The sequence below is a fragment of the Klebsiella sp. YJ genome (genome assembly GCF_002108615.1).
In the GTDB taxonomy this organism is placed as follows: domain Bacteria; phylum Pseudomonadota; class Gammaproteobacteria; order Enterobacterales; family Enterobacteriaceae; genus Klebsiella; species Klebsiella planticola.
Genome location: NZ_MTEG01000060.1, coordinates 1 through 10,453 on the forward strand (window position 1 = coordinate 1; position 10,453 = coordinate 10,453).

Annotated in this window: 7 protein-coding genes and 3 pseudogenes; 4 read left to right on the forward strand and 6 right to left on the reverse strand. The window is 48.2% G+C overall.

Features of this window, described 5'->3' with window-relative positions:
* Positions 1-151, forward strand: a pseudogene (locus tag BV390_RS30980) (IS5/IS1182 family transposase); the annotation flags it as partial.
* 48 nt (positions 152-199) lie between these two features.
* A pseudogene (locus BV390_RS29405) lies at positions 200-484 on the forward strand (LbetaH domain-containing protein); the annotation flags it as partial.
* A gap of 98 nt (positions 485-582) precedes the next feature.
* Here BV390_RS29405 and BV390_RS29410 read toward each other — a convergent pair.
* A pseudogene (locus tag BV390_RS29410) lies at positions 583-740 on the reverse strand (helix-turn-helix domain-containing protein); the annotation flags it as partial.
* Between the two features lie 707 nt (positions 741-1,447).
* Here BV390_RS29410 and BV390_RS29420 point away from each other — a divergent pair.
* The gene (locus BV390_RS29420; protein ID WP_023288299.1) at positions 1,448-1,762 is read left to right on the forward strand and encodes a hypothetical protein; all 315 of its coding nucleotides are present in this window, start codon (positions 1,448-1,450) and stop codon (positions 1,760-1,762) included.
* Positions 1,763-2,005: 243 nt separating this feature from the next.
* Here BV390_RS29420 and BV390_RS29425 read toward each other — a convergent pair whose 3' ends face one another.
* Both BV390_RS29425 and BV390_RS29435 read right to left on the reverse strand, forming a co-directional pair.
* On the reverse strand, positions 2,006-2,488 hold the full coding sequence (locus BV390_RS29425) for a hypothetical protein (RefSeq protein ID WP_206098738.1): 483 nt from the start codon (positions 2,486-2,488) through the stop codon (positions 2,006-2,008).
* 2,242 nt (positions 2,489-4,730) lie between these two features.
* Entirely contained in the window at positions 4,731-5,387 is a 657-nt protein-coding gene (locus BV390_RS29435; protein WP_023287188.1) for a DUF6710 family protein, read from the reverse strand.
* Positions 5,388-6,214: 827 nt separating this feature from the next.
* Here BV390_RS29435 and BV390_RS29440 point away from each other — a divergent pair.
* On the forward strand, positions 6,215-7,237 hold the full coding sequence (locus BV390_RS29440) for an IS110 family RNA-guided transposase (RefSeq protein ID WP_000156887.1): 1,023 nt from the start codon (positions 6,215-6,217) through the stop codon (positions 7,235-7,237).
* 350 nt (positions 7,238-7,587) lie between these two features.
* Here BV390_RS29440 and BV390_RS29445 read toward each other — a convergent pair whose 3' ends face one another.
* The 3 genes from BV390_RS29445 to BV390_RS29455 all read right to left on the reverse strand — a co-directional run bounded on the left by BV390_RS29445 (position 7,588) and on the right by BV390_RS29455 (position 10,209).
* The gene (locus BV390_RS29445; RefSeq protein WP_004026560.1) at positions 7,588-8,487 is read right to left on the reverse strand and encodes a RepB family plasmid replication initiator protein; all 900 of its coding nucleotides are present in this window, start codon (positions 8,485-8,487) and stop codon (positions 7,588-7,590) included.
* 320 nt (positions 8,488-8,807) lie between these two features.
* Positions 8,808-9,869, reverse strand: coding sequence for a hypothetical protein (locus tag BV390_RS29450; protein ID WP_085397610.1), 1,062 nt, complete (start codon positions 9,867-9,869; stop codon positions 8,808-8,810).
* Between the two features lie 85 nt (positions 9,870-9,954).
* Entirely contained in the window at positions 9,955-10,209 is a 255-nt protein-coding gene (locus BV390_RS29455; protein WP_023287185.1) for an Hha/YmoA family nucleoid-associated regulatory protein, read from the reverse strand.
* Positions 10,210-10,453 lie beyond the last annotated feature (244 nt).

The window sequence follows — 10,453 nt, forward strand, 5'->3', positions numbered from 1 at the left end:
GGAAACGGCAATGTACAGAATGAAGCAGTTGTTGGGAGATTCACTGACGCTGCGTGACTACGATGGTCAGGTAGCGGAAGCTATGGCCATGGTGCGTGCGTTGAACAAAATGACGAAAGCAGGTATGCCTGAAAGCGTGCGTATTGCCTGAAAACACAAGCCGCTACGGGGGAGACTTACCCGAAATCTGATTTATTCAACAAAGCCGGGTAATGATGTATGGATTGGGTACTAGCCGCTGATTATGCCAGGTATTAAGATCGGCAACGTGTCAATCATTTCATCACGTTCAGTGGTTACCTCTGATGTTCCCGCTTATTCAGTTATCGGTGGTAATCCGGCCAGGGTCATTAAAAAACGCTTCACAGATGAAAACATTCTGGCACTGGAGAGGCTGGCATGGTGGGATTGGCCTGTAGAAAAGATTACCCTAAAACTCACGGCAATCATGTCCGCTGATATTGAAGCACTACTGGACGCATAGATGCTGCGGTTTGTCTTTTGCATAGTCAGGATAAGTAACATTCGCTTTTGGCACATATCAGACCGTCCAGCTGAGAACTCAGGGTCATCGCCGTCCGCCTATACCCTGAGTATGGTTTGCCTGGTTGTATTGAATTCCCGAGCGATGACGCAGATGCTGATCCCGGTATTAATCTGTGCAATCACCGTAGTTTCAGTTATTCATTCAGAACTTGAGTACGTCCAAACCGCTTTCCGGTATCCCTCCTGCCGATACCCGGCGCTGCTTCATAAAGGCCCGATCAACCAGGAAGGATATGCGCAGGGACCAGAGGTGGTGCGCCGGGGATATGTCTACTGTGTGCGATATGAGGGAACGAATAAGCCTCCTCACCAACGATGGCCATTCTCCTGATTCAAAAGAACATGCGTAAGACAACATACCTTTGAGGGTCCTGACCTCCAACGTGCCCGACCCGGCCCCCGCCGCGCGGACGAAAAAAAGAGAAAAAATAAAAAAAAAGAAAAAAAGAATATGCCGAAAATGTGCACAGTCGCGACCCACGCAGAGCGTGGCGCTCCGGGGCAAAGGCTTTGCAGGACTATAAGGCATGTTGTCTTACGTTTTGAGTGTGATGGTCCGATCCCACCAGCTTTCATGAATTGTCCCGCCGGGTGGACTGCTATAAAGTGCATACCAGCACTGCTGGCCTCTGCCGGTGATGAAGAAGAAGAATAATTCCGTCCGGCGAGTATTGAGCAAGACCTTCACTACGTATTAAAACCTGGAACTCCGGGATGACGATGCCTGAGGTGCTTTACCACCGGGAGTAAAAATTCGTTTATGGCGCCAGCAGCTGGTACCTGGCAGAGTTAAGTTCTTATCGCAAAGGATGATAAAAATGAGCCATGGCAAATGTGAGCCGACAAACACGAATGCCGCCGATTACAAGCTGTACGCGCGATTCGATGCTAAGGATAAAACATGCGAACGACAAGTATCACCCTGTGTCTGGTTTTGGCGAGTTTTGGTGTATCCGCTAAAATCCTTGCAGACCCAGACCTTACTTACCAGGCAAATAAAACGTGTGCTAAACGAGATGTACTGGAACTGAAAGTCCCTTTAGAAGCCAATAATCCCTCCTCCCCCACATGGGGTTTGGACAAGGGCATGGTGCAGGCCACAATTGACGCACTGAAAGAAAATCCAGACATCGCCCCGGCTGACTCTGTAGCCTGCCAACAGGCTGCAATAAAACAGTATCGGGCTGGGCAAAAACACTACAGTAAGCTCAGGTAGCTGCCGTGATGCCCACCAGCTGAAACCTGTGTGTGGTATAAAAAACCCCGTAGCGCTGGTGCAAAACAGACCAGCGCATTCCAGTTCTCAATCCCGTTCTGTGCTGTAGGCCCCTGTCGCATTCAGACCTGAATTACCGAGCAAGGAAACATGTCAGTAAGCCATCTGGATACAAAAACTGGTGGTATAGCCACTTTAGCGTAATGCTAATGTATGCGTACATTAGCTTTAAATTTATGTTATTTACCCTTCTCCCTTCCTGGATGCCTTAACCTGGGTCTGATAGTTGCGCTTTACCCGCTCAATTTCCGCCAGAGTTGCCGCCCAGTGCAGCCCTGCGGCGTGACGATATCTGGTTGCTATTTTTTCAACGGCCTCCGGAGTGCTGTCATCGCTGCGGTGCTGCCGTCCCTTCACCCCGAAAATTTCCACTATAAGCCACTGGCTACCGGTTCTGCCGAACAAGGCCTGACACAGCCGCCTCACGGCAAGCGGGGTCAGATCCGGGTCGGGATCATACGCGATGGTGGCAAAAATAAAACGCAGCATCTCAGAGGTTTTGTAGCGTTTTACCGCTGCCGCCAGCCGGGCAGCTCTTTGCGGCGCTTCCCAGCGGTCGTCGCTGTAACCTGCCACTTCAGAGAGATAGTCCTTCTCGAGTTGTTTAGCCGTGTAGCAACGTCCCCCCAAAAACATCCGCATAGCTTCTTTCGTTTCAGCTCTCACGAATCTTGTCCTCAGCCAAAGCTAATGTACGCATACATTAGCATTAAGTATCAGGTTAAACAAAAATCAGGAAACCGATCTGATTCAGTGCAGGTGGCTGTCTCTTTTGAATTATAGCTTTTGCGTTCTGGTATACAGGTTACCCCTCCCCCCTCTTTTCCCGCTGGTCTACTGTAGTCGACACAAAAGACAGGAACCTCGGTATGTCCTGATAATTTTGTTTGAGTTTTAATCACGAAGCAGAGGGTATCGCATATAGTAGACACAACGCAGCCAGAATAACGCTCGATGCAAAATTTAGATCGTTGTCGCCTACAGTAGACATTCCTGGTTTCGACGCTGGTGCTTCCAATACTGACCAGTCCCGGGCCATGGCATAGCATCCAATAGAAATAGTGATTTCCTCCACCAGCTTTCCTTAAAAAGCTTACATTTACGGATAACCTCACCACAGCCGCACATACCAGCCAATGGCCAGTATGATAGTTGTAGCATGCAGTAGACCTTTACCCTCGAGGCTTCCCTGGTTGTCGCACACAGTAGACACATTATGTCAGCCACCAGTACGACCGGTATTATCCGGCCCCTGAACAAAAACTCGAATACAGTAGACCTTCGCCAAATATGTTGGGGTCGCACACAGTAGACATTAAACGTGGGTTTACAACATATCTGGCGCTTCCCGGCTACCAGGCAGAGCGTCGGATACAGTAGACCGTTACCATCTCTGCCAGGTCTCACTGGTTGTCGCATACAGTAGACAGTAAATTCTTTCCACCACGGAAAACCGGCACTGATCCGCGATTTAATCGGGCATCAAATACAGTAACCCATTGCCTGACAGCACCTAACCGGTGCGTTAGTTGTCGCATACAATAGACACCAGTAGTTCCCACCCGGCAGAACCGGCCATGCCCGGCCATTTAACCGGACATCGCATACAGTAGACCATTGCCTTCAGCACCTACCCGGTGTGTGGGTTGTCGCATCCAGTAGACACCCGTTGTTCCTGCCCGGCAGAACCGGCGATGCCCGGCCTTTTAACCGGACATCGCATATAGTAGACCATTGCCTTTCAGAACCTACCCGGTGTGTGGGTTGTCGCATCCAGTAGACACCCGTTGTTCCTGCCCGGCAGAACCGGCGATGCCCGGCTTTTTAACCGGACATCGCATACAGTAGACCATTGCCTTCAGCACCTACCTGGTGCGTGAGTTGTTGCATCCAGTAGACACCCGTTGTTCCTGCCTGGCATAACCGGCGATGCCCGGCCTTTTAACCGGACATCGCATACAGTAGACCATTTCCTTCAGCACCTACCTGGAGCGTGAGTTGTCGCGTACAGTAGACACCCGTTGTTCCTGCCCGGCATAACCGGCGAGGAACGGCCATTTAACCGGACATCGCATACAGTAGACCATTGCCTTCAGCACCTACCCGGTGTGTGGGTTGTCGCATCCAGTAGACACCCGTAGTTCCTGCCAGGCATAACCGGCTATGCCTGGCCATTCAACCGCACGTCGCATACAGTAGACCATTACCTTTCAGAACCTATCCGGTACGTGGGTTGTCGCATCCAGTAGACACCCGTTGTTCCTGCCCGGCAGAACCGGCGATGCCCGGCCATTTAACCGGGCATCGAATACAATAGACTATTGCCTGTCAGCACGTACCGGTGCGTGGGTTGGCGTATGCAGTAGACACCAGAGTTGTTCGTAACCTGCATAACCGGCAAGGATCGGCTATTTCAGCGCACGTCGCATACAGTAGACCATTGCCTTCAACATCGGTCCGGTGTCTCGCTTGTCGCATCCAGTAGACACCCGTTGTTCATACCTGGCAGAACCAGTGATTCTCGGCCATTTAACCGGGCGTCGAATACAGTAGACCATTGCCTGTCAGCACCTACCGGTGCGTGGCTTGGCGTATACAGTAGACACCAGTTGTTCATAACCTGCATAACCGGCGAGGAACGGCCATTTAACGGCACGTCGAATACAGTAGACCGTTCTCCCACTAGCGCATATCCACTTGAGTTGGCCGTCGCATACAGTAGACACGAATAGGTAGCCTCCAGCACTGATCAACCATAGCCCGATATCGCATACAATAGACCTTCCCCTATTTGGGCATAACCGATATGCGGTGATTGTCGCATACAGTAGACATAGATTCTTAGCCACAGGCTTAACAGGGATCATCGTGACGTAAACGTCTTCAGCAAGCAGTTCGAGCAAAATTCTTAAGCTCCTTCCACTAATAGCCGCCCTATCTCAAACACCGCAGCTGAACGCCCCGACTTAACCGCTTCGACTTTATGATCGTCAACAAACCAGTGATTACCGTCCGTTCGGACCAGCTCAAACAGCCAGGACATATCGTAAACGTGCTCAGGGATTAGCGTCCCTTCTCCGGCCAGAATGCCAGCCGTTATTGAATGATTTCCGCCACCCACAAAGCCAATACGCCAGGGCAACCATAGCTCAACATAATGATTGCTATTATCCTGCTTCCACGGCTTCCCCTTATAGCTTCCAATACGTGAAACGTTATTGATAAAGCGTTGTAGGCTCCAAGGCCACGGCAGCACCATATCACTTGCCAGTGACAACGGGTAATCAGCGCCGTCCATCTCATGTTCTTTCATCTTTTCATACGATTTCACATGGATAAGCCCTTCAAAGAAGAACTTTTCAGGGGTCATATTTGGTCGGGCATCTGTTCCTTCCTCGGCTACCGCCAGCAAGAAATCACTCTGTACTGGTCGCACGATAGCGCGAATGAGATCAGGCAGCGTCATGACAGGTAATTTCTCGGCCACCGAAAGCAGGTGATCGAAGCGCTTTTTTTCATTGCCGGTTGCTGCTTTCTCTTTCTTTTTTTGGTTCCAGAACATCACTTGCCGTGCCCTCCTTATCGTGATGATGATTTTCATGCTCATGCTGCGGTAGTTCTACATAGCGCACATGTTCTTCATACGTGGTGTAGTTATGCATGCCGCTATAATCCGGGTCTACGTCAGAACTCCTCTCATCGTCCTTGTAGAACAGCAAACGTATACCGGTGTCCGGTTGTGACGCATGTCGCATACTGTAGACAATATGCGATCGCAATCATTAAAACGCCCCTGTTCTGTAGCCATGGCAGTATTGAAATACGATAGGCCATTATCCACCAGCTCATACCCTATAGCGTGAATGGCCGCATACAGTAGACATATACAATACACCACCGATAAATGCGGACCTGATCGAACATTCAACCGGGTGCCGCATACAGTAGATCGTCACCCGGCAGCACACCCCAGATTGAGATACTTGTAGCGTACAATAGACATCTGTCTTTAACGGCCACCTGCTTTTACCAACAGCATTCAAATATCGCATACAGTAGACATTTGTATTCCGTAGGGCTAATCGCGGTTCGCATGTCGCGTACAGTAGACTTTCTACCAGACGAATTTACAAAACAGGCAACAGAAGACAAGCTCATGCATCATGGCAAAAAAGAAAAGTTACTTTCCTTCTTAGGAACCTGATGTGAAATTCACCGGCAGTTTCAGCTGAGCCACTACGTTTTCAAAAACTTTCACTGAAGTTGGAAGGTGTTACGACATGTCAGCGTTACTTTTGGTGTGTTTAACGAATGGAAGGGACTTCCCCTGATTATGCGCCTGATTAACTCTTGTGCAATCATGGGGTACACATCGTCCCGGAGGAATTCGTTATGACTATCACGACTGTCGGTATCGATCTTGCTAAAAATGTGTTTGCTGTTCACGGTGTTGATCAAAATGGTAGAACTGTTCTGGTTAAGCCTAAAGTATCGCGTGCTGCACTTCCTGAGTTAATTGCAAGTTTGCCTCCCTGTGTTATCGGGATGGAAGCATGCTCCGGGGCTCACTACTGGGCAAGATTGTTTCGGCAGTATGGTCATGAGCCACGTCTGATGGCTGCTAAGTTTGTATCGCCTTATCGTATGGCCGGAAAATCAGGAAAAAATGATGCAGCTGATGCTCAGGCTATCTGTGAAGCTGTTCGTCGTCCGCATATGCGGTTCGTACCAGTGAAAGACGAAAGCCAGCAGGCCATGCAGTGTTTACATCGTACCCGTCAGGGTTTTATCGAAGAGAAAACAGCAACGTATAATCGTCTGCGAGGATTGATATCTGAATTCGGTGTCATCGCGCCACAAAGTGCTGATGCCCTGCGCCACATGGTTTCTGTGCAGAAGAGCTCTTTACCGCTTCAGGTTCAGCAATGTGTTGATGATTTGATGGAACACGTTGATCGCATTGAAGCTAACATCACTGAATATGACCGAATTTTGTCCCACATAGCCAAAACAGATCATCGCAGTCAGCGGCTGATGGAGCTAAAGGGCGTTGGTCCCACAACGGCCTGTGCACTGGTCGCCAGTATCGGTAATGCACATGATTTTAAAAATGGACGTCAACTGGCAGCCTGGCTGGGGCTGACGCCATCACAATACAGCAGCGGGGGAAAGTCGAAACTCGGCAGGATCACAAAAGCCGGTGATTCGTATCTGCGAACGCTTCTGGTTCAGGGGGCTCGTTCAGTGCTTATTGGCGCCGGGAAAAGGACTGACTCATTCAGCCGTTGGGTTTGTATGTTGGTTGAGCGCAGAGGGTACTGGCGGGCTGTTGTGGCCATCGCCGCCAAAAATGCGCGGCTGTGTTGGGCATCACTACATTACGGTGATGATTTCCGGCTGTACTCAGTCAACTAAAGCTCGAAGCTGTATAACCATCTGACCTGCAATTCGTTGATGATAAAGGGTTAGACCCCGTGAGGCCTATCTGGCTATTGTACAGGATATACGTATCCGCTTAACGAACAAGAACCTCACGCGCGTCTTTCATCAGGGCCCGAATCGATGACGATTCATCATGGCCGTTTATAGTACCGCAGTCTCTCCCCTTTATTTTTACTGAAGAGCAGACAGAAACCATAAATACCGGCTTTGACATGCCGGGGAAGTCCTTATAGTACAATCCGATAGCACTTTGTAGAGAACAATCCCCGGGTTCGACTGAAGAGGGCCCGTAAGCCCCCTCAGAGCGATTGTCGGAGGACTTTCTACTTCAGGGAGGGATTTCTCTTGATGATTTGAAACGCTATCTTGTTGCCTTCCTTAAGCTCCTGGTATTCAAGGTATCCAATGTCCTCCAGTTGCTTAAGTGCTTTTCTTACCGTTGAATTCTGAAGAGCGGGTCTGGAAGTGAGGGACAAACGCTTCCTGAACCTCTCAATGCTGACAGGGATCGGATTAGGTGGCAGAGCCTCAATGAACGTATAAAGGGCCTGGGCTGACTCTTTCCTTGCAAGGGCTTTAAGGGCTCTCAGCTTAAGCAGGATCTTGTATTCACCAACATACAGATCCTTAAGCGTTTTCGACGGAGTGAGGATAACTTTGTCATTACCAATGTCCACGGTTGACTCACCAATGAGCTGAACAAATTTAGTGACTTCAATGTTTGTGCCTCTGTCCTTGGAGAATTCAACAACATTAGACATCAGTTTCCTGAGCGAATCTTTGATTTTTTCCCGAAATTCAGCCTTCAGACGTCCACGAGAAAAACCACATCGCATAGCAAACTCAGTAAATCGGATCGAGATAGTCCCATCCTCGTTAGACTCGAGTTCATTATCGGTCAGTACCGATATGATTCCTGTCCAAACCTTGAAATCCGTATCCATGTCTAGCCTTGGACCTGAAATGGTAATCCTTTCAAACCCTTCGGATTTGGCTAGCTCCAGATGCCTAAGATCGTCTGACGCGTTGATGTTTGATCCGACATTGCTTTTCTTAGCGATCGCTTTGTTCGTCGACTTTAATGTTGGAACAAAGACCCCCAAACGCATCAGAGGAACTGTCTGTACACTGGTCTCCGATGTGGAAGAAAGTGTGATAACTTCACCAGTAGTCTGATTTATTTCTTCTACATTTAGGTATGACTCATTGATTTTGTTAGACATTTCCCTTAAACCCTAAGTTTTGAATAACCATCAAAAATATAGCATACAGTAGACACTTTTATAGCGCACAATAGACAATATATAGCATTCAGTAGACTGTTTGTAGATTACAGTAGACATTTCGTAGCATACAATAGACACCGATCACCTTCCAAGCCAAGCGGCACAGGGCCTCCAGCGATCCGGGATCTTTTTGGTACTCTCTGGATCCTTTATGGATCAGTTATTGGATCTATCCTGTGGAAAACCTACTGCGGAGAAACTGCTTTACTATCTACATCCTCGGCTTAGGAAAAGATACCGGACGCAGATTGAGAAGATCACTTATTGGGATCATGAGTGAGAAACCAATCATGGAAAGCTCTCTCGCGATCAAACTCTGGTAAGTTATGTATAGACACGTTCCAGTTCGCGATTTTAACTATGAAGCTAATGTATTCCTGCTCCGCCTCATTCAGTCCTCCCTCTCCCCTTTTACTGATGTAATAATCGTACCAACGTTCATACGCGGGTACGTTTATAGATTCCCAGGAATCCAGCATCCTCGGTGCATAGGATACCAGTTCATCAAAAACGGTACTCCCTGAAGGTATATCCGGCCGGGTAAGTTTAGCGAGTATTTCTATTGTCCATCGTAAATGTTGCCATTGCTGTGCAGGTGCCAGAGGCAACGAATTCATATTCATGGGTAGATCTACCGGAATCATAGAAAGCAGCTGGTTGCCGCTGGCATTCAGGTGGCGTTTGTACTGATGTAAAGTATGTGGTGGTGCTGTCTGCATTAAGGGATGGTAGATCCACCGCTTGGCTTCATCTGAGGTGAAAAGTAACTTTTCTATCGCATCCATCATCTTTATGCCTTCCCCATTCTCACGATATGGAGCGATGATACTTTCAATCCGAACGGCATCGATCTCCACCAGCGCCAGCTGGTCTGTTTGCGCTAACAGGTCTGGATTTGGCTGGATATCCTCCGACGTATCATTAATAAATATCCCGATTGTCGTATCGTTGCATATCCCTGTGAGGTCAGCATTAAGGCCACAAACAATCCCACCACCAGCGAGATTTTTGAGGTTAACTATCCCTTTCTCCTTACCCTGCAGAAGATGAGGGAGAGCAAGGTATTTTTTTTCCTGTATTTTCACCTTTATGTATTTTTTTATATATTGTAGTGTGAGCTCACTACAAACCCCTTTTACTTCTGTGCTGTGGCTAAAATGCCATTTTTTATTTTGACCCTGTTTGGCAATCAGGGAGGTCCCACAGATGAGGCAGATACAGTTACACGAAAGCCCATTTTCAACGCTGGCGATATCAACAATTTTATTTGAATCCGTATCAAATCCAAACGGGATCCATTTTTGTGCATTACGTCGCATGTATATTCCTCGTTAAAAATGAGTAAAGGAATTCTACATCATCCGTTTTTATCAAACCTGGAATAACAGCGTCTAATTACATTATTCATATCTCATCGGGGATGAGATGCCACACGGAAGCAGGTATTTTGTCATAGTTTTTTTTCATGTAGATCTCAGCCCTGCGGTGATCATAAGCTCCGTTCAGGCTGGTTATCTTATTCATATCCCCACCTTCATCATTTAATTTATCCAGGATACGCTCAAACACTCGGTCAAGGGTTTCAGTCGTACTGCACTTTCTGAACTTCAGGAGATAGGTTTCTCTCAGGCTACTGTGCGCATTTGGGCTTTTCAACAACGACGCTCCGGGGCATGTTCAAAAACACTGGCTATTTTCGAAAACAGTAAACGAAGTTCCACGCACAGGCAAGAGAAGCCATTTGATTAATTCACGTTCTGCCTGGATTTGAAAAAAAACAATGTTACTATACTGGCTATAAAAACAGTGTGCGCCGGGTGACCGGTAGAGATCAAGGGGTGAAAGTCCCCGACCATTGAAGGACCAGCAATCCACAAGGTCCCCGAGTCATGCGTTGCATACC

Bases quoted from the DNA above. Each gene is read 5' to 3' on its own strand.
- BV390_RS29445 (WP_004026560.1), bottom strand. From the start codon at position 8,487: ATGTCTAACAAAATCAATGAGTCATACCTAAATGTAGAAGAAATAAAT.
- BV390_RS29440 (WP_000156887.1), top strand. From the start codon at position 6,215: ATGACTATCACGACTGTCGGTATCGATCTTGCTAAAAATGTGTTTGCT.
- BV390_RS29450 (WP_085397610.1), bottom strand. From the start codon at position 9,869: ATGCGACGTAATGCACAAAAATGGATCCCGTTTGGATTTGATACGGAT.
- BV390_RS29420 (WP_023288299.1), top strand. From the start codon at position 1,448: ATGCGAACGACAAGTATCACCCTGTGTCTGGTTTTGGCGAGTTTTGGT.